Genomic DNA, 18,205 nt, shown 5'->3' with positions numbered 1-18,205 from the left:
CGCGCCGGCAGGCCTAGCGGGGGCGCTGCGCGGCGAGGCGGACGAAGGTGTTCGAGCTGCCGTAGCCGGCGTACCCGCCGCGGCGTTCGAGCAGCTCCACGTGGAAGCCGGTGGGCAGCGGGTCGGTGTAGGCGTGCAGGAGCTCGCCGTCGTCGCTGCGGTCGTAGAGCAGCTGCAGCTCGCGCAACCGCTCCACCGTCCCGGGCGGCAGGTCGAACCGGGCCACCAGGTCCACGTAGTAGTTGTCGGGGACGCGCATGAACCCCACCCCTCGCGAGCGCAGCTCTGCGACCGACGCCGCCACGTCGGTGCACCCGAAGGCGACCTGGGTGACGCCGTGCTCGGGGGCCGGGCTGGCCGCCTCGGTGACGTTCAGGACGACCCGCAGGTCCCCGGCGCGGGGCCGCAGCGCGAGGCTGCGCAACCGGCCGTGCGGCTCCATGAACTCCTCCGGCGCACCGGGAACGAGGTCGAAGAGCGTCCGGAAGAACGCCATCTCCTCGTTGAGCCGGTCCGGCGCCACCGAGATCGCCAGGTGGTCGAGCCCGACCCAGGGGTGCTCCCCGGAACACGGGGCGTCGGGGACCGGTTCGAAGTCGCGCTGCCAGTGGTCGCGGTGCCCGGGGGTGTCGCTGACGAAGACGTGCATCCCCGAGGGAGAGGTGATCCCCGGCAGCATCGCCTCGCCGGCCCCCCGGGAGGTGCCCACCTCCGGCCACAGCAGCGCTGCCGCGCGGGCGGCGACCGCCTCGACCGGCGGCGCCGAGACGCCCAGCGCCGTCGCGTGCGGGTGGGAGTGGCCGGCCGGTTCCGGGGCGTCGTTGACGACCACGTGCGCCTCGTCGCGACGCCACCAGGTGACCGGCTTGCTGCGGTGGTGGCCGGCGGTCGTGAAGCCCAGCGAGCCCAGCAGGGCCGGCAGCGCGGAGCCGCCGCCCGGGTTGCCGAGCTCGAGGAAGGCGCCGTCGGTGCGCGCTGCGGGTGGGGGAGCTGCGGTGACCACCCCCGGCTCCACGGTGCGTACGACGCCCGCGAGCTGGTCCTCCAGGAAGAGCAGGGAGCGCATCGCGTCGCGGGCCGTGACGAACGGGTCCGCCTCGCGGACCACGTCGCTGAACACCTCCAGCGACAGCGGCCCGCGGTAGCCGGCCTCCAGGGTGGCCGCCACCACGCCGGTGACGTCGAGGGTGCCCTGGCCGGGGAAGCACCTGTGGTGCCGGCTCCAGTCGAGCAGGTTCATCTCGAGCCGGGGGGCGTCCGCGACCTGCAGGAACCCGATCCGCTCGCCGGGGATCCCGGCGAGGGCGCTGCCGTCGTCGCCGCGGGCGAGGATGTGGAAGGTGTCCACGGCCAGCGTGATCGCGGGGTGGTCGGCGCGCTGGACCGCCTCCCAGGACCGGCGTACCCGGTTGACGTGCCGGCCCCAGGCGAGCGCCTCGTAGGCGATCGTGACGCCGGACTCGGCTGCCACCTCGCCCACCCGGTGCAGCTGCTCCGCGGTCAGGTCGAGGTCGTCGAGCGCGTCGCGGCGTGCGTTGGAGCACGCGAGCAGCGTGGTGGCGCCGAGCTCGGACATCACCCCGAGCTTGGTGCGCAGCCGGTGCAGCACTGCCTCGAACTGCTCGGGGGGCACGCCCTCCACGTCGCGGACCGGCTGGAACAGGGCGAGCTCGAGCCCGAGGTCCGCGCACCGGGCGGCCACCTCCGTGGGGCTCAGCGGCGAGCTGATCAGGTCGTTGTCGAAGAGCTCGATCGCGTCGAACCCGGCCCGGGAGACGGCGGCGAGCTTGTCCTCCAGCAGCCCGCTGATGGACACCGTGGCGATCCCCTTGCGCATCAGGCGGTCAGCTCCTCGAAGTGGCGGGTCATCCGGGCAGGGTCGGGGGACCGGCCGGTGAAGTACTCGAACGCGCCGGCGGCCTGGTGGACCGCCATCTGGCCTCCGGCGAGCACCCGGCAGCCGAGGCGGCGCGCGGTCGCGACGAGCTCGGTCTCCAGCGGGAAGTAGACGACGTCGCTCACCCACAGGTCGCTGCGCAGCAGGTCGGCCGGGACTGCGGACCCGGGGTGCCCGTGCATGCCCACCGGGGTCGCGTTCACGACGCCGCCGGCGTGCGCGAGGGCGCCGGCCAGGTCGGGTGCGAGCGAGACCCGCTGCTCGCCGAACCGCTGCGCGAGGCGGGTGACGAGGGCGGTGGCGCGTGCGGGGTCCGTGTCGTGCACCGCGAGGTGCTCCGCACCCTGGCGCAGCAGGGCATAGCCCACAGCGACCCCCGCCCCTCCCGCGCCCACGAGCACGGCCCGGTCGTGGACCGCCCCGGGGAGCATCGCGGTGAACGCACCGCTGTAGGCGGACCAGTCGGTGTTGCGCCCGAGCATCCGCCCGTCGCGGAACACCACCGTGTTCACGGCCGCGAGGTCGTTCGCGTCCTCGGAGAGCTCGTCGAGCAGCGGCACCACCGCCTGCTTGAACGGGTGGGTGATGTTGAGCCCGTCGAACCCCAGGCGCCGGGCCCAGGACAGGACGTCGCGGAGGTCCGGTGCGCCCAGTCCCAGACGGTCGGTGTCGACGAGCCGGTAGGCCAGCGAGATCCCGCACGCGCGCCCCTCCTGCTCCTGCATGGCCGGGGTGAGCGAGGCGCCGATGCCCGCACCCACCAGTCCGAGGACGACGGAGCCCGGCGCCGGCACGGTTCCCGGGCTCACGCCTCACTGCCTGCCGGGGTTGCCCTGGCGCGGGTCAGGGTCCGGCCCAGGCCCAGCTCGCTGGTGGGCACCTTGTGCGTTGCCCGGGGGCCGGACAGGACCGCGACCGCGGAGATGACGCACGCGGCGCAGGCGAACAGGGCGACGCGGTACCAGTTGCCGGCATCACCGTCCATCAGCGCGCTGGCGATGGTGGGGGTGAAGCCGGCCAGCGCGAACCCGAACTGGGTGCCGATCGCCATCCCGGAGAGACGCACGCTGGTGGGGAAGTACTCCGCGTAGGTGGCCGGCCACACGGCGTTCGGCATGCTGTAGACGACGCCCGCCAGGAGCACCCCGAGGACGAAGGTGAGCACGTGGCTCCCGGCTGCGATCGCCCCCAGGAACGCGGTGACCAGCACGGCGCTGCCGACTACGCCGGCCAGGAACACCGGCTTGCGCCCGACCCGGTCGGAGAGCTTGGCCCACAGCGGGATGGTGCCGATGGCGACGATGTTGGCGATGATCGCGAGCCAGAGCATGAACGTGGAGCTGAAGCCGACCTCGTAGTCGTCGGAGGTGGCGAAGTTGAGCGCGAAGACCTGGAACATCGTGTTCACCATCGCGATGAAGGCCGCGAAGAACACCCGCAGCACGCCGGCCCGGTGCTCGCGGAAGAGCACGCCCAGGGGCGCGGCGGCCACCTCGTCGCTGTCCTTCTCGGCCTGGAACTCCGGGGTCTCGTCGAGCTTGATCCGGATCACCATCCCGACCACCACGACCACCGCGCTCAGCAGGAACGGCACCCGCCAGCCCCAGGAGAGCAGGTCGTCCTCGGGAAGCACGGCCGCCAGCGGCAGGAACACCGCCGGTGCCAGCACCTGGCCGCCCTGGGTGCCGCTGAGCGTGAAGCTGGTGAAGAACCCACGCCGGTCCTCGGGGGCGTGCTCGAAGGACATCGAGTTGGCGCCGGCCTGCTCACCGGCCGCCGAGAGCCCCTGCAGCAGGCGCAGCGTGACGAGCAGGATCGGGGCCAGCATCCCGATCTGGTCGTACGTCGGCAGGCAGCCGACCAGGAACGTGGAGATCCCCATCAGCAGCAGCGTCCCGATCAGGATCGTCTTGCGGCCGAGCCGGTCGCCGATGTGGCCCATCAGGAACGACCCGAACGGGCGGGCGACGTACGCGACGCCGAAGGTGGCGAAGGCCGCGACGGAGGCCGCGGAGTCGTTGCCCTCCGGGAAGAAGATCTTCGGGAACACCAGCGCGGCGGCGGTGCCGTAGATCGCGAGGTCGTAGTACTCCAGCGCGCTGCCCGTCCAGGCGGCGACCGCCGCGCGGCCGGGGGTCCGCCGGGTCTCGGTGGATGCGTCCATGGTCGGTGGCCTGACTCTCGGTTGGCTGTGCTGTCTCCCACCGGACGCTAGGAGTGGCCTGCGTCACACGACAACCGTTTGCCATTTCTTGCCATCATGTGTCCATGGACCCCGCCCGCGGCCGTCGCTCGACCCTCGCGGACGTGGCCCGGGAGGCCGGGGTGGCCACCTCGACGGTCTCCCGCGCCTTCTCCCGGCCCCAGCGGGTGAACCCGCACACCCGCAAGCACGTGCTCGAGGTGGCCGCGGCGCTCGGCTACGTCCCCAACCCCGCCGCACAGGCGCTCGGGACCGGCAGGACCCGGACGATCGCGCTGCTGGTCCCGGACATCACCAACCCCTACTTCTCCGGGGTGATCAAGGGGGCCGAGCGCGCCGCGGCGCTGGCGGGACTGACCCTCGTCCTCGGTGACACCGCGGAGAACCCGGTGGCCGAGGCTCGTCTGGTCCAGCGGCTCGAGCGCGCGGTGGACGGCTTCGTGATCAGTGCCTCCCGGCTCACCGACGAGGAGCTCGCGACCGCCGCGGAGCGTACGCCGATCACGCTGGTCAACCGGGCCGTGCCGGCGATGAGCTGTGTCGTGGCCGACTACGACTCGGGGACCCAGCAGATCGTCGACCACCTGGCCTCGCTGGGGCACCGGTCGTTCGTCTTCGTCGGCGGTCCCGCGGAGTCCTGGTCGGGTGCCCGCCGCTGGCACGGGTTGAGGGAGGCCGCGCGCAGCAAGGGCCTGGTTGCGCGGAGGTCGGGCCCCTACCAGCCCACGCTCAAGGGCGGGCCGGCCGCGGCCGACGCCGTGCTCGCGTCCGGGGAGACTGCGGTGGTCTGCCACAACGACATGCTGGCCATCGGGCTGATGCGGCGACTGGTCGAGCGCGGCCGGTCGGTCCCCGACGACGTGAGCGTGGTGGGCTTCGACAACGTCTTCGGCTCGGACTTCTGCCACCCGAGCCTGACCACGCTCGCGGAGCGGACCGAGGAGGCGGGGATGCGGGCCGTCGAGCTGCTCGTCGGCCAGCTCCCGCTGCGTCCCGCAGGCGGTCCCGCGCGGGTGCTCGCGACCCAGCTGGTCGTCCGGAGCTCCACCGGGCCGGCGCCCGGGCGATGAAGGCCGTCAAATGTTCAACATGTGGAACAAATCAGGGAAGAAACGCCCATTGTGTCCGTATTTGTGGCGTACCATAACCGACACTTTGGGGTCCACCAATGATTTAACTGACAAATCGGCCTAACATTTGGGACATGTCGTTACAAGGGAGCACTTCGGGCACGCTCCAGACATCGTCGCCATTCTCCACCTGCCGACCGCAGGGTCGGCCCGATGCCTGAGCAGCGGGGCCACGAGCTCCTCGTCCGCGAGCTCGGCCGGATCAACGGGGAGCTTGCTTCCCAGCGGCGGCTCAGCGCCATGACGGTGCACGACCTCGCCAGCCCCGCGCAGGTCATCCTCGGGCTCAGCGAGATGCTGCTGGAGAGTGAGACGCTCGACCCGCTCGACCGCCGCAGGCTGGAGCAGATGCACCGCTCGGCGATCGCGATGAGCGCGATGATCTCCGACCTGAGCAACGGTCACGCCGTCGACGACGAAGAGGCTCTGGACCTGCGCCACGTGAACCTCGTCGAGCTGGTCTCCTCGGTGGTGGAGCGCAACCGGGTACTGGCCGCGGCGAAGAACATGAAGCTCCTCATGCTCGCGGAGCAGCCCGATCGCCACGGGTGCTGGGTGGACGCGGACGAGGTCAAGCTCGAGCGCGCGCTGACCAACCTGATCGGCAACGCGATCAAGTTCTCACCCCCTGGGTCACGGGTGTCGGTGGCCCTGGACCGAGGGGTCCGTGACGCGAAGATCGCCGTGAGCGACCAGGGTCCCGGCGTGAGCAGCAGGGGGCGGGAGCGCATCTTCGAGGTCTTCCACCGCGAACCGCACACCAGCCACCTGCCGGGGCAGGGCCTGGGCCTGTTCATCACCAAGCAGATCGTGGAGAGCCACGGCGGCAGCATCAGTGTCGACTCCAGGCCCGGCCACGGCGCGACCTTCCTGCTCCAGGTGCCCCTCGCGGTGGACCAGCCCCTCGGCGAGCTCGCCTGAGGGTTGGCGCCGGGCCGGTCGTCCGGTCCGAGGACTGCTCCGCACGCTGGCGGGTACGACGTCGCCATGCGCATCTTCTTCACCGGCGGCAGCGGCAAGGCCGGACGACACGTCGCCCCCCATCTCGCCGAGCAGGGGCACCAGGTAACCAACGCGGACCTCGTCCCGCTGCGGCACCCGGCGGTCTCCGACCTGACGGTCGACCTCACCGACGCCGGTCAGGTGTACTCCGCGCTGGCCGGTCTCGCGACCCAGGCCGAGCTCGACCTTCCCGAGCAGCCCGGCTACGACGCCGTGGTGCACTTCGCCGCGGTGCCCGCGATCCTGCTCCGGCCCGACGCCGCGACGTACGCCACCAACGTGCTCAGCACCTACAACGTGCTCGAGGCGGCCACCCGTCTGGGAGTGCGCAAGATCGTGTTCGCCTCCTCGGAGACCACCTACGGGATCTGCTTCGCCCGGGGTGAGCGTCGGCCGCTCTACGTGCCGGTCGACGAGGAGCACCCGACGGTCCCGGAGGACTCCTACGCGATGTCCAAGGTCGCCAACGAGGTCACCGCCCGCTCCTTCCAGGCCCGCACCGGGGTGGATGTCTACGGCCTGAGGATCAACAACGTGATCGAGCCGGACGAGTACGCCGAGATGTTCCCGCCCTTCCTCGCCGACCCGGCCCTGCGCCGGCGCAACGTGTTCGCCTACATCGACGCGCGCGACCTCGGCCAGATGGTCGAGCGCTGCCTGGAGACCGACGGCCTGGGCTACCAGGTCTTCAACGTCGCCAACGCCGACATGTCGGTCGCCGCCACGACGCAGGAGGTCCGCGAGCGGTTCTACGACGGGGTGAAGGTGCGCCGCGAGATGGGTCGGGACGAGACGTTCTACGCCATCGACAAGGCGCGCGACCTCCTCGGCTTCGACCCGGAGCACTCCTGGCGCGAGGTGCTGGACGACCCCGGGGCCGAACGCCACTGAGGCAGCCCGGCGGTCCGTTCCTCGGGCCTGCCCCCGCAGAACTAGAACCTGTTACATTCCGCTGATGATCCTGGACCGGTTCAAGGTGGATGGAAAGGTCGCGGTCGTCACGGGGGCCGGCCGCGGCATCGGTGCCGCGAGCGCGCTGGCGCTCGCGCACGCGGGGGCCGACGTGGTGATCAGCGCCCGCAGCGCCGACCAGCTCGACGTGGTCGCGAAGGGGATCGAGGCGGCAGGCCGGCGGGCGTACGTCGTACCGGCCGACCTGATGGACCTCGACGCCGTGGCCGCCCTGGCGCAGCGGGCCCACGAGGAGCTCGGCCGCCTCGACATCGTGGTGAACAACGTCGGGGGAACCATCCCGAACGCGCTGCTGGACACCGACCCGGCGTACCTCGAGGAGGCGTTCCACTTCAACGTCTCCACGGCGCACGCGCTCACCCGCGCCGCCGTGCCGGTGATGCTGCAGGGCGACGGCGGCTCGATCGTGAACATCACCAGCGTGGTCGGTCGGGTCGCCGGGCGCGGCTACCTCGCCTACGGCACCGCGAAGGCCGCGCTGGCGCACTACACGCGGCTGGCCGCCCAGGACCTGAGTCCGACCATTCGGGTCAACGCGATCGCCGTGGGCAGCGTGATGACCAGCGCGCTCGAGTTCGTCGCGAGCGACGCGGCCACCATGCACGAGATGACCAGCAAGACCCCGCTGGGCCGGGTGGGCGAGCCCGAGGACATCGCCTCGGCGGTGGTCTACCTGAGCAGCCCGGCAGGGGCGTTCCTGACCGGGAAGATCCTGGAGCTCGACGGCGGGCTCCAGCAGCCCAACCTCGACCTCCGGCTGCCGGACCTCGAGGCAGGAGAGGCGAGATGAGCGATCCGGGTGCAGCGGTGAAGCGAGTGGTCGCGTGGTCGACCGGCACGGTGGGGCGGCACGCCATCGCCGGCATCGAGGCGCGGCCGGACCTCGAGCTCGTGGGCGTGTGGGTCTCCAGCAAGGACAAGGAGGGCCAGGACGCCGGACGGCTCGCGGGCCTGGGGCGCGACCTCGGGATCGTGGCGACCAACGACAAGGAGGCGCTCTACGCCCTCGAGCCGGACTGCATCGTGCACACCGCGATGACCGACGACCGGATCTTCGAGGCGATCGCGGACCTCACCGAGATGGTCGAGCGCGGGATCAACGTGGTCTCCAGCGGGCCGGTGCTGTTCTGCTACCCCCGCGGGCTCGGCCTCGACAACCTCGTCGACGCGATCGACGAGGCGGGGGAGCGCACCGGTGCAAGCCTGCACGTGAACGGGATCGACCCCGGGTGGGCCAACGACGTGCTCCCGCTCGCGCTGACCTCGCTGTCCCAGCGGATCGACCTCGTCAGGGTCTCGGAGATCGCGGACTACTCGACGTACTACCAGCCGGTGGTGATGCGCGACATCTACGGCTTCGGTGCGCCGATGGACGACGTCGCGATGCTCTGGCAGCCCGGCATCCTGACCACCGCCTGGGGTCCGGTCGTGCGCCAGATCGCCGCGGGCCTCGAGCTCGACCTCGATCCCGAGCTCGAGGAGATCGTGGAGCGCGTCCCCGCCGACCGGGACCTGCACACCGCGAGCGTGGACATCGCCGAGGGCACCATGGGTGCGGTCCGCTTCCAGGTCGTCGGGAAGGCCGGCGGCGTGCCGCGGGTGATCCTCGACCACGTCACCCGCACCCACGTCGACCAGATGCCCGGGTGGCCGCAACCGCCCGAGGGCGGCGGCTGCTACCGGGTCGAGGTGGAGGGCGAGCCGGTGATGCGGATCGACTTCACCCACCACGGCGAGGACGGCGACCACAACGTCTCCGGAATGATCGTCACCGCCATGCGGCTGGTCAACGCCGTGCACGCGGTGTGCGCCTCGCCCCCCGGACTGGTCTTCGCCAAGGACCTGCCCATGATCACCGGACGCGGGTTGGTAGCGTCGCCGCGGTGACCTCGACGCAACCGGGACCCAGCTCAGCCAGCGACAGCACCGGACGCGGTGAGTGGGCCGAGCCGGGGGCCTTCGAGGTCGCCCCCGGAGTGCACCGGCTGCCGCTCCCGCTGCCGATGGACGGCCTGCGCGCGGTCAACGTCTACGTCCTCGAGACCGACGAAGGCCTGGTCCTCATCGACGGCGGCTGGGCGATCCCCGAGTCCCGCAAGGCCTTCGACGCCGGCCTCAAGCTGCTCGGCTACACCACCCGCGACATCCGCCGGTTCCTGGTCACGCACATGCACCGTGACCACTACACGCAGGCGTCGGTGGTCGGGCGCGAGGTGGGGGCGCACGTCTCGCTGGGCCTCGGCGACAAGGCCACGATGGACCTGATGCACAACGACGCCCTCAACGAGGACCCCAACCTGGACCGCCTCCGGTCTGCCGGCGCCGAGGAGCTCGCCGAGGGCTGGCGGGCGATGATGCCCTCGCGGCCACCCTCGATGGACGTCTACGGGATGCCCGACGAGTGGCTCGACCGCGACCTGGTCATCGACCTCGGCGCGCGCCGGCTGGACGCCGTCTCCACCCCGGGACACACCCAGGGCCACTACGTGTTCGCCGACGCCGAGGCGTCGCTGCTCTTCGCGGGGGACCACGTCCTGTCCACGATCACGCCCTCGATCGGCTTCGAGCCGGCCTACGTCCAGCAGCCGCTGCGCGACTACCTGGCCTCGCTGGCCAAGGTGCGCGCCATGCCCGACATGGCACTGCTGCCCGCGCACGGGCCGGTGACCGCGTCCTCGCACGCCCGGATCGACGAGCTGGTGGCGCACCACGACGTACGCCTGGCCCAGTCGCTCGCCGCCGTGGAGTCCGGCGCCGCCACGGCGTGGGAGGTGGCCGGCCTGCTCCCGTGGACCCGCCACGAGCGCAACCGCGACGAGCTCGGCCCCTTCGACGGGGTGCTCGCGGCCTTCGAGACCCTGGCCCACCTGGAGCTGCTGGCCCTGCAGGGCCGGATCGGCCGCACCGACGGCGCGACCGTGCGCTTCAACGCAGTGACCGGCGCGCCCCCCACCCGATCCGAGTGAGGCACGCGCCGGTCACGGCGTGAGGTGCGGTCGTGCGGGTCAGTCGACCCAGGTGACTGCCAGCGGGTCCTTGGTCATGTCGACCGTGGCCTCGAAGGAGTTGTAGGTGTTCAGGGTGCACTTGCCCGACGAGGAGTTGCAGTCGGCCTTGATCTCCAGCTGGAGGTTGGGGCGCGACGTCGCGATGTTGGGGTTCTGGTAGTCCAGTCGCGGCTTGAGGTTCGCGAACGGGTCGGTACCGCCGCGCTGGCCCCACTTGATGCTGGCCTTCTCGATCTTGTAGGTCTGGCTGCCGCCCGCCTGGTTGGGGCAGTTGGCCGGGGCCAGCTCCTTCTTCGACAGGCAGGCACGCGTCGAGGCCTTGACGGCCTGCAGGTAGGCCTGGGCGCCGGTCGCGGTGAGCTCCGGGGTCATCTCGCTGCTGCGCAGGAAGTCCATCGTGCCCTGCACGGTGAACTGGCCGGTCGGGCCGTAGCTGATGTGCTCGGTACCGGTGCTGAGCGAGTAGGTGCCCGGGAACATGGTGACCTTGTCGACCTCGAGCAGCTTGCCGTTGATCAGCAGCGGCAGGGTGTTCTTGCGCATCGAGGTGAAGTCCAGCTCGCTGCCCGCGGTGCGCATCTTCCACGCGTCCCCGGACTTGGTCACCGAGAAGTTCTGGCTCACGGTGCGGTCGCCGATCTTGAACGTGGCGGGGACCTGGGAGGTGTACTCGTTGGCCACCTCGCCGACCCGGATCTCGGTGATCTTCGCCAGCTTCGCGGACTCGGCGAGCATCTCGTCGGTGAGGAAGGTCTTCTCGAGCGGCTCCACCGCGGCCAGCGCGAGCGCCTGCTTGGCGTCGCCCTTGGCGACCGCGTCCAGGTAGGCCTTCACCACCTGCGGCTGGGAGCTGGTCTTGGCCTTGGCGTCCTCGTCGTCACCGCCGCTGGCCACAACCAGGGCCACCACGGCGATCATGGCCAGCACCACGAACCCGGCGACCGCGGCCAGGATGATCCACAGCGCCTTGTTGCCGGACCCTCCGGACGGGGGGCCGGCCGGCGGCTGGCCGTAGGCGTTGGGGCCGGGGCCCTGCGGGGTCGGCGCGTAGGGGTTGGCCGGCTGCTGGCCCGACGGCGGCGGGTAGGCGCCGGCCGGGGGCGGGAACTGGCCGCCTGTGGGCGGGTACTGGTTCGCCGGCGGGTACTGGCCCTGTTGGGGCGAGGTTCCGGGGGCGTCGTGACCGCCGTGGGGGGTGGCCCCGTTCGGCTGGTTGCCGTGTGGCTCGCTGCCCCTGGGGTCGGTGCCGTGGGGATCGGTGCCGCTCATGGTGCTCCTGTGTGCTCTTCGCCTCCGGCAGCGCACCGCCGGGGTCGACTTGGGGTGAAAAATCCGGCTATTAACCGATGTGAGGTCGGCGGGACTTTATCCGACCGACCCCGCGAGTGATCACTTGGCCCGGCATCGGGTACGGTGCCGGTGTCCGACAGGGGAGCGCCCGGGATCACATCGGGGGCGCTGAGAGTGCGATGAGTCGCAGACCCTTGAACCTGCTCCGGTTAGTACCGGCGAAGGAAGTCGAAGGAGATCCATGCGCAAGCAATTCCTGGCCTGTGTGGCAGCACTCGTGGTGCTGACCGGCTGTGGTTCCAGCGGTACGTCGGGGGAGGGCGACTCCCAGGACCAGAAGACGCTCGTGGTGGTCACCCACGACTCCTGGGCGATGCCGAAGGAGGTGCTGTCGGCCTTCGAGGAGAAGACCGGCATCACCGTCAAGGTGCAGCCCCAGGGCGACGCCGGCCAGCTCACCAACAAGCTGGTGCTGACCAAGGACTCCCCGCTCGCCGACGGGGTCTACGGCATCGACAACACCTTCGCCTCGCGCGCCGTCGAGGAGGACGTGCTGGCGCCGTACGCCGCGAAGGACCTGCCGGAATCGGCGACGCAGTTCCGGCTGAAGGGCTCGGGCGCCGACAAGCTCACCCCGGTCGACTACAGCGACGTGTGCGTCAACGTCGACGACGCCTGGTTCGCGGAGAAGAAGCTGCCCGCGCCCACCCGCCTCGACGACCTCACCGACCCCGTCTACCGGGGACTGTTCGTCACGCCGGGCGCGACCACGTCCTCACCCGGCCTCGCCTTCCTGCTCGCCACCGTCGCCGCGAAGGGCGAGGGCTGGAAGGACTACTGGGAGAAGCTGATGGCCAACGGCGCCAAGGTGACCTCTGGCTGGTCCGACGCCTACGAGGTGGACTTCACCGCCGGCGGGGGCAAGGGGGACCGGCCGCTGGTGACGTCGTACTCCTCCTCGCCGCCGTTCACCATCCCCGAGGGCGGGACGACGCCCACCACGCACGCCCTGCTCGACACCTGCTTCCGCCAGGTGGAGTACGCCGGGGTGCTGAAGGGGGCCGAGAACCCCGAGGGGATGGAGCAGTTCATCGACTTCATGCTCGGGCAGGAGTTCCAGGCCGCGCTCCCCGACAACATGTACGTCTACCCGGTGGACACCACCGTGGATCTGCCCGCGTCCTGGGCGAAGCACGCCCCGCCCGCGCCGCGGCCGCTGTCGGTGGACGCCGACGAGATCGCGGCGAACCGTACCGAGTGGCTGCGTGAGTGGCGAGACCTCACCAGCCGGTGACGCCGGGTCTCGACTGGGCTCGACCACCGGGGCGGGCTCGACCACCGGGGAGGGCTCGACCACCGAGGCGGGCTCGGTGGGGGACCGTGGCGCTGGCCGCGGTTCCGCTGGGCGCGCTGACCCTGTTCTTCCTCTACCCGGTCGGCGGGATGCTCGCGCGGGGGTTCTGGCCCGAGGGTGCCTTCGACCCCGGTGCGGTCCTCGAGGTCCTCGGTCGGCCACGGGTGCACCGGGTGCTCTGGTTCACGCTCTGGTCGGCCGCGAGCGCCACCGCGCTGGCGCTGGTGGCGGGCGTGCCGGTCGCGTTCGCCCTGCACCGCCTCCGCTTCCCCGGCCGTGACCTGCTGCGTGCCATCGTGCTGGTGCCGTTCGTGCTGCCGACCGTGGTGGTCGGGGTCGCGTTCCGCCAGCTGATCGCGCCCACGGGCCCGCTGGGGGCACTCGGCCTGGACGGCACCGCGACCGCGATCGTGGCGGCCCTGGTGTTCTTCAACATCAGCGTCGTGGTCCGCACGGTCGGCGCGTTCTGGGAGGCGATCGACCCTCGTCGCGAGGAGGCCGCCGCGGGGCTGGGCGCGAGCCCGGCGCAGGTGTTCCGCACGGTCACGCTGCCGGCCCTGCTCCCGGGGGTGGTGTCCGCCGCGAGCGTGGTGTTCCTGTTCTGCGCCACCGCGTTCGGCGTGGTGCTGACGATGGGCGGACTGCGCTACGCCAACGTGGAGACCGAGATCTACCTGCTCACCACCCAGGAGCTCGACCTCACCGGGGCCGCAGCCCTCTCCGTGCTCCAGCTCCTGGTGATCACCTCGCTGCTCGCTGTCTCCGCCCGGGTACGCCGCTCGGCCGCTCCGGTCGACCGCACCTCGCGCCCGGTGCCGCGTCCGCGGGCACGACACCTCCCGGTGCTCGCCTGGACCACGGTCGTGCTGGTGTTCCTCACCGCTCCGCTCGCCTCGCTGGTCACCGCCTCGCTGCGCCGGGGAGACAGCTGGGGGCTGCAGAACTACCGGGCGCTGGGGACCACCGGGGACGGCAACGCGCTGCTGGTGCCGGCGACCGACGGGCTGCTGAACTCCCTGGGCATCGCCCTGGTGGCCAGCGTGATGGCGCTGTCCCTGGGGTCGGTGGTGGCCTACCTGGTCTCCCGGCCCGCGGGCGGCCGGCTGGCCGGCCTCCTGGACGGGCTGTTCATGCTGCCGCTGGGGGTCTCGGCGGTGACCGTGGGGTTCGGGTTCCTGATCACCCTGGACCGGCCGCCGATCGACCTGCGCAGCTCCTCGTTGCTGATCCCGATCGCCCAGGCGATGGTGGCGCTGCCGCTCGTCGTGCGCACGGTGGGGCCGGTGCTGCGCTCCATCGACGACCGCCAGCGGCAGGCGGCGTCCTCGCTGGGGGCCGGGCCGCTGCGCGTCGTACTCACCGTGGACCTGCCGCTCGCCTGGCGCGCGCTGCTGGCCGCCGGCGGGTTCGCGTTCGCGGTCTCGCTCGGCGAGTTCGGGGCCACCAGCTTCCTGGCGCGTGACGACCAGCCGACGCTCCCGGTGGTGATCTACCGCCTGATCGGCCACCCGGGGGCGGAGAACTTCGGGATGGCGATGGCCGCCTCGGTGGTGCTCGCCGCCACCGCTGCGGCGATCATGATGGCCGTGCAGCGGCTGCGCGTGGGATCCCTGGGGGCGTTCTGATGGTCTCGACAAGCTCGACCACCGGTGGAGGCGGCTCGACCACCGGTGGGGGCTCGACCACCGGTGGGGGCTCGACCGGGCTGGTGGTCCGGGACCTCACGGTGCGCTTCGGGGCCACGGTCGCGGTGGCGGAGGTGGACCTCGACGTGCCCGCCGGCTCCGTGGTCGCCGTGCTCGGTCCGTCGGGGTGCGGCAAGTCCACGCTGCTGCGGACGGTGGCGGGCCTCGAGGTCCCGTCCGCGGGGACCACGGCCTACGCCGGGGTCGACCTCGCCGGGGTGCCGACCCACCGGCGCGGGTTCGCGCTGATGTTCCAGGACGGCCAGCTCTTCGAGCACCTCGACGTCGCGGGCAACATCGCCTACCCGATGCGGCTGCGCGGCTCACCGGGGCGCCGCAGCCGGTCCGAGCAGCGCACCCGGGTCGCCGAGCTGTTGGCCCTGGTCGGCCTGGAGGGGTACGCCGAGCGCTCCCCCCGAACCCTGTCCGGCGGGGAGCGCCAGCGGGTGGCGCTGGCCCGGGCCCTGGCGGTGAGCCCCCGGCTGCTCCTGCTCGACGAGCCGCTCAGCGCGCTGGACCGGGGCCTGCGGGAGCGGCTGGCCGGCGACCTGCACGACATCCTGCGTGCCGCGGGGGTCACGGCGATGCTGGTGACCCACGACCAGGAGGAGGCCTTCGCCGTCGCCGACCGGATGGCGGTGATGCGTGACGGCCGCATCGTGCAGAGCGGCACCCTGGACGAGGTGTGGAGCAGTCCCGCCGACGCCTGGACCGCGCAGTTCCTGGGCTACCCCACGGTGCTCACCGGGGAGCGGGCCCGGCGGCTGCGCGAGCTCGCCGTGCCCGGCGCCACGTGGGGCTCGGTCGCCCTGCGCCGGTCGGCGCTGCGGGTGGACCCCGCAGGCCCGCTCGCCGCGCGCGTGCAGGAGGCCCGGGTGACCCCGGACCAGATCCGGGTGCAGCTCGACGTCGAGGGAGTCGGCTCGGTGCCTGCCGTGGCCGATCCCGGGACCGACGTACGGGTCGGTGCGGAGGTGCACGTGGCGGTGGACACGTCGCGGATCGCCGCGGTGCCCCGGACGCCTCAGGGACCCTAGAATGTCGCCTTGTGAAGCGGCGAGCGTATGCACCAATGGTGGCGATTGCGGTCGTCATGGGCTCTCTGGCCCTGATCACGAGCCTGTCGCTCGACATCCCGCTGCGCGACCCGGACGGCTTCCTCGGCCCGGCGTGGACCCGGCTGCCGTTGCTGTGCCTGGGGGCCTTCGTCGTCGACATCGTGCCTCGCACCCTGTGGCGGACCCGGGGCCGGGTGCGCCAGTTCCGGGGCGAGGCGCGGGTGCTGATCCGCGAGCACTGGACCCGGGAGCGGATCACGCTGGTGGTGCTCGGGGTCGTCTGCTTCTACGTGACCTACGTCAGCTACCGAAACCTGAAGAACTTCCTGCCGTTCATCCGCGGGGACCGGACCAGGCAGGGTGACTACGAGCTGCACCGGCTGGACCAGTGGCTGACGTTCGGCAGCGACCCAGCGACCCTGCTGCACAACGTGCTCGGGACCACGTTCTCGGCGCACATCCTGTCGTTCTTCTACCTGATCTTCCTGCCCCTGGTCCCGGTCATGGTGACCATCTGGGTGGTGTGGTCGCGCAACATCAGCTTCGGCTACTGGTACGTCACCTCGCAGTGCATCTGCTGGACCCTGGGCACGGCCAGCTACTACATGATCCCGACCCTGGGCCCGAACTTCGCCTTCCCCTGGCTGTACGGCGACCTCGCCACCACCGGCGTGACCGCGTTGCAGGACGCGCTCTACTACGGTCGGCAGAACGTGCGCTACGACCCGTTCACCAGCGGCGTGCAGTCGGTCGCGGGCTTCGCCTCGCTGCACGTCGCCGTCACCTTGCTGATGGCGCTCGTCGCGCAGTACACCCTGCGCAACCGGATCATCAAGATCGTCCTGTGGTCCTACATGGGCATCACCGTGATCTCCACGACCTACTTCGGCTGGCACTACATCGCAGACGACATCGCCGGTGCGGTGATCGCGTTCATGTCCTTCTACCTCGGCGGGATCGCGTCGGGCCAGAAGTTCGACGAGCACGGGCGGCACTCGCATCCGACGACTACGACCAGCATGGTGCCGATCGACTACGAGGAATCCACCGGGCAGGCTGCCCCGACCACCAACACCTGAGAGGTTTCTGCCGGGTTGTGCGGGTGTGTTGTCAAGACGACACGCGTATTACATCACTGTAATTATGTGAAATGTGTTCCGCGAGGGACAGAAGCAGCCTAACGTCGGTTTTGTCTGGGCCGTGAGAAGCGGCGCGAGACCCACGACGAAGGGACTTCTCGGTGCGCCCCGCTGTTCACCCTGCTCTACGTACGGCCCTGGTGGCCGCGACGGCGGTCGCTCTCACCCTGCCGCTGACCCTGGCCACGACCGGGGTGGCGAGCGCGAAGCCGAAGCCCACCCCGCCCGGCCCGGCCACCTCGGTGCCGAGCCAGTCGCAGGTCGACCGGGCACGTGCCGACGTGGAGCGGAAGCGACGGACCGTGGTCGAGCTCGAGGCGGCGCTCGCTGCTGCCACCGCGCGGATGGAGACCGCCTCGCTGGAGGCGTCCGTGGCCGCGGAGAACTACAACGGGGCGATGTGGCGCCTCGGTGAGGCGCGCAAGGCGAGCCAGCGTGCACGCACCGCTGCCGCGGAGGCCGCGTCGAGCGTGGAGCGGCAACGCGCCGGGATCGTCACGCTGGTCACCGACAGCTACCAGAACGGCACCGAGCTGAACACCGCCACGGCGATGATGGGCGACGACGGCCCCCGCGGGCTGATGAACCGCTACGCCGTGGTCTCCAGCGCCGGCGACTCCATGGAGGCGCGCTACGACGCCTTCAGGGTGGCCTCCGCCGAGGCGAAGAAGTACGCCGCCGACGCGGCCAAGGCGCACAAGCACCAGCAGGAGCTCGCCGCGGAGGCCAAGGACCTCGCCGTCGCCGCCGGGCAGGCCGCCAGTGCCGCCGGTGCCGCGGCCAACCAGATCGCCGGCCAGAGGCAGCAGCTGATCGAGGCGCTCGCGAAGGCCGAGAACATCTCGATCGCGATGGCCAGGGCCCGGCACACGGCGCTGGAGCGGATCGCGCGCCAGAAGGCCGCGGCGGCCGCGATGGCCCAGGAGGCCGCCGAGCAGGCCGCCCTCCAGAAGGAGGCCAAGAAGGCCAAGAAGCTCGCGCATGCCGCCAAGCCGGGCAAGGTGCGGACGAAGGGGCAGACCGGCTCCGGGTCGGGGCAGGTCGGCGTCCCGCTGCCGTCGGCAGCACCGCCGCCCATGATCAACCCGGCCCCCAACAAGGCGATCGCGGTCAAGCGCGCCATCGCCTACGCGAAGGCCCAGATCGGCAAGCCCTACCTGTGGGCCGCCTCCGGCCCGAGCAGGTTCGACTGCTCCGGCCTCACCATGCAGGCCTGGGCCCGAGGCGGTGTCGCGCTGCCGCACTACTCGGTCGCGCAGTTCGCCCAGAGCACCCGGGTCTCGATGAGCGACGCCCGGCCGGGCGACCTCCTGTTCTGGACCAAGAACGGCAGCCCCAGCGGCATCCACCACGTGGCGATCTACCTCGGTGGCGGGCAGTTCATCGAGGCGCCGCGCACGGGCCTCAACGTCCGCTACAACTCGATCTACAACTGGTACCCGGACTTCGTGGCCCGTCCCTGACCCC

The 18,205-nt window shown here is 71.4% G+C and carries 15 protein-coding genes and 1 riboswitch; of the genes, 11 read left to right on the top strand and 4 right to left on the bottom strand.

The features are described from left to right. Positions 1–13: 13 nt before the first annotated feature. The 3 genes from AC4BGB_RS10580 to AC4BGB_RS10570 are packed head-to-tail and all read right to left on the bottom strand — an operon-like array spanning position 14 to position 4,061. A complete protein-coding gene (locus tag AC4BGB_RS10580; protein ID WP_490546738.1) occupies positions 14–1,837 on the bottom strand; it encodes a sugar phosphate isomerase/epimerase and 4-hydroxyphenylpyruvate domain-containing protein in 1,824 nt (607 codons plus the stop codon). After that, positions 1,837–2,706 carry a shikimate dehydrogenase gene (locus tag AC4BGB_RS10575; RefSeq protein ID WP_490546737.1) on the bottom strand — a complete coding sequence of 290 codons (870 nt, stop codon included), beginning with the start codon at positions 2,704–2,706 and terminating at the stop codon, positions 1,837–1,839. Before AC4BGB_RS10575 ends, AC4BGB_RS10580 begins: the two co-directional genes overlap by 1 nt. Further along, a complete protein-coding gene (locus AC4BGB_RS10570; RefSeq protein ID WP_490546736.1) occupies positions 2,703–4,061 on the bottom strand; it encodes an MFS transporter in 1,359 nt (452 codons plus the stop codon). Before AC4BGB_RS10570 ends, AC4BGB_RS10575 begins: the two co-directional genes overlap by 4 nt. A 104-nt stretch (positions 4,062–4,165) precedes the next feature. Between AC4BGB_RS10570 and AC4BGB_RS10565 the strand changes: the two genes are divergently transcribed. The 6 genes from AC4BGB_RS10565 to AC4BGB_RS10540 all read left to right on the top strand — a co-directional run bounded on the left by AC4BGB_RS10565 (position 4,166) and on the right by AC4BGB_RS10540 (position 10,170). After that, positions 4,166–5,170, top strand: a complete 1,005-nt coding sequence (locus AC4BGB_RS10565; protein WP_490546735.1) for a LacI family DNA-binding transcriptional regulator — start codon at positions 4,166–4,168, stop codon at positions 5,168–5,170. Positions 5,171–5,383: 213 nt separating this feature from the next. Further along, positions 5,384–6,151, top strand: coding sequence for a sensor histidine kinase (locus AC4BGB_RS10560; protein WP_490546734.1), 768 nt, complete (start codon positions 5,384–5,386; stop codon positions 6,149–6,151). 66 nt (positions 6,152–6,217) lie between these two features. Next, a complete protein-coding gene (locus tag AC4BGB_RS10555; RefSeq protein WP_490546733.1) occupies positions 6,218–7,123 on the top strand; it encodes an NAD-dependent epimerase/dehydratase family protein in 906 nt (301 codons plus the stop codon). A gap of 64 nt (positions 7,124–7,187) precedes the next feature. Beyond that, complete coding sequence (locus tag AC4BGB_RS10550) at positions 7,188–7,994, top strand: SDR family oxidoreductase (RefSeq protein WP_490546732.1); 807 nt, start codon at positions 7,188–7,190, stop codon at positions 7,992–7,994. Continuing rightward, positions 7,991–9,091, top strand: a complete 1,101-nt coding sequence (locus AC4BGB_RS10545) for an NAD(P)H-dependent amine dehydrogenase family protein (RefSeq protein ID WP_490546731.1) — start codon at positions 7,991–7,993, stop codon at positions 9,089–9,091. Before AC4BGB_RS10550 ends, AC4BGB_RS10545 begins: the two co-directional genes overlap by 4 nt. Next, complete coding sequence (locus tag AC4BGB_RS10540) at positions 9,088–10,170, top strand: MBL fold metallo-hydrolase (protein WP_490546730.1); 1,083 nt, start codon at positions 9,088–9,090, stop codon at positions 10,168–10,170. The genes AC4BGB_RS10545 and AC4BGB_RS10540 overlap by 4 nt, the downstream gene beginning before the upstream one ends. Before the next feature lie 39 nt (positions 10,171–10,209). Here AC4BGB_RS10540 and AC4BGB_RS10535 read toward each other — a convergent pair whose 3' ends face one another. Continuing rightward, a complete protein-coding gene (locus tag AC4BGB_RS10535) occupies positions 10,210–11,481 on the bottom strand; it encodes a resistance to Congo red protein (protein WP_490546729.1) in 1,272 nt (423 codons plus the stop codon). A 149-nt stretch (positions 11,482–11,630) separates the two neighbouring features. Further along, positions 11,631–11,746, top strand: a riboswitch (TPP riboswitch). On the opposite strand from AC4BGB_RS10535, the gene AC4BGB_RS10530 reads away from it, so the two are divergent. The 5 genes from AC4BGB_RS10530 (at position 11,744) to AC4BGB_RS10510 (ending at position 18,201) form a co-directional block, all read left to right on the top strand. After that, positions 11,744–12,796 (top strand): thiamine ABC transporter substrate-binding protein, encoded by a 1,053-nt coding sequence (locus tag AC4BGB_RS10530; RefSeq protein WP_490546728.1) that lies wholly within the window; start codon positions 11,744–11,746, stop codon positions 12,794–12,796. It overlaps the preceding riboswitch by 3 nt. A gap of 86 nt (positions 12,797–12,882) precedes the next feature. Next, complete coding sequence (locus tag AC4BGB_RS10525) at positions 12,883–14,481, top strand: ABC transporter permease (protein WP_490546727.1); 1,599 nt, start codon at positions 12,883–12,885, stop codon at positions 14,479–14,481. Next, positions 14,481–15,578, top strand: a complete 1,098-nt coding sequence (locus tag AC4BGB_RS10520; protein ID WP_490546726.1) for an ABC transporter ATP-binding protein — start codon at positions 14,481–14,483, stop codon at positions 15,576–15,578. Before AC4BGB_RS10525 ends, AC4BGB_RS10520 begins: the two co-directional genes overlap by 1 nt. A 56-nt stretch (positions 15,579–15,634) precedes the next feature. Further along, complete coding sequence (locus tag AC4BGB_RS10515; protein ID WP_490546725.1) at positions 15,635–16,678, top strand: phosphatase PAP2 family protein; 1,044 nt, start codon at positions 15,635–15,637, stop codon at positions 16,676–16,678. A gap of 161 nt (positions 16,679–16,839) precedes the next feature. After that, the gene (locus AC4BGB_RS10510) at positions 16,840–18,201 is read left to right on the top strand and encodes a C40 family peptidase (RefSeq protein WP_490546724.1); all 1,362 of its coding nucleotides are present in this window, start codon (positions 16,840–16,842) and stop codon (positions 18,199–18,201) included. Positions 18,202–18,205 lie beyond the last annotated feature (4 nt).

This window comes from Nocardioides sp. Z30_9, assembly GCF_058215735.1.
This window is presented reverse-complemented; position numbering and strand designations above follow the sequence as displayed.

Bases quoted from the DNA above. Each gene is read 5' to 3' on its own strand.
- AC4BGB_RS10580 (WP_490546738.1), bottom strand. From the start codon at position 1,837: ATGCGCAAGGGGATCGCCACGGTGTCCATCAGCGGGCTGCTGGAGGAC.
- AC4BGB_RS10570 (WP_490546736.1), bottom strand. From the start codon at position 4,061: ATGGACGCATCCACCGAGACCCGGCGGACCCCCGGCCGCGCGGCGGTC.
- AC4BGB_RS10565 (WP_490546735.1), top strand. From the start codon at position 4,166: ATGGACCCCGCCCGCGGCCGTCGCTCGACCCTCGCGGACGTGGCCCGG.
- AC4BGB_RS10560 (WP_490546734.1), top strand. From the start codon at position 5,384: ATGCCTGAGCAGCGGGGCCACGAGCTCCTCGTCCGCGAGCTCGGCCGG.
- AC4BGB_RS10555 (WP_490546733.1), top strand. From the start codon at position 6,218: ATGCGCATCTTCTTCACCGGCGGCAGCGGCAAGGCCGGACGACACGTC.
- AC4BGB_RS10550 (WP_490546732.1), top strand. From the start codon at position 7,188: ATGATCCTGGACCGGTTCAAGGTGGATGGAAAGGTCGCGGTCGTCACG.
- AC4BGB_RS10545 (WP_490546731.1), top strand. From the start codon at position 7,991: ATGAGCGATCCGGGTGCAGCGGTGAAGCGAGTGGTCGCGTGGTCGACC.
- AC4BGB_RS10535 (WP_490546729.1), bottom strand. From the start codon at position 11,481: ATGAGCGGCACCGATCCCCACGGCACCGACCCCAGGGGCAGCGAGCCA.
- AC4BGB_RS10530 (WP_490546728.1), top strand. From the start codon at position 11,744: ATGCGCAAGCAATTCCTGGCCTGTGTGGCAGCACTCGTGGTGCTGACC.
- AC4BGB_RS10520 (WP_490546726.1), top strand. From the start codon at position 14,481: ATGGTCTCGACAAGCTCGACCACCGGTGGAGGCGGCTCGACCACCGGT.
- AC4BGB_RS10515 (WP_490546725.1), top strand. From the start codon at position 15,635: ATGGGCTCTCTGGCCCTGATCACGAGCCTGTCGCTCGACATCCCGCTG.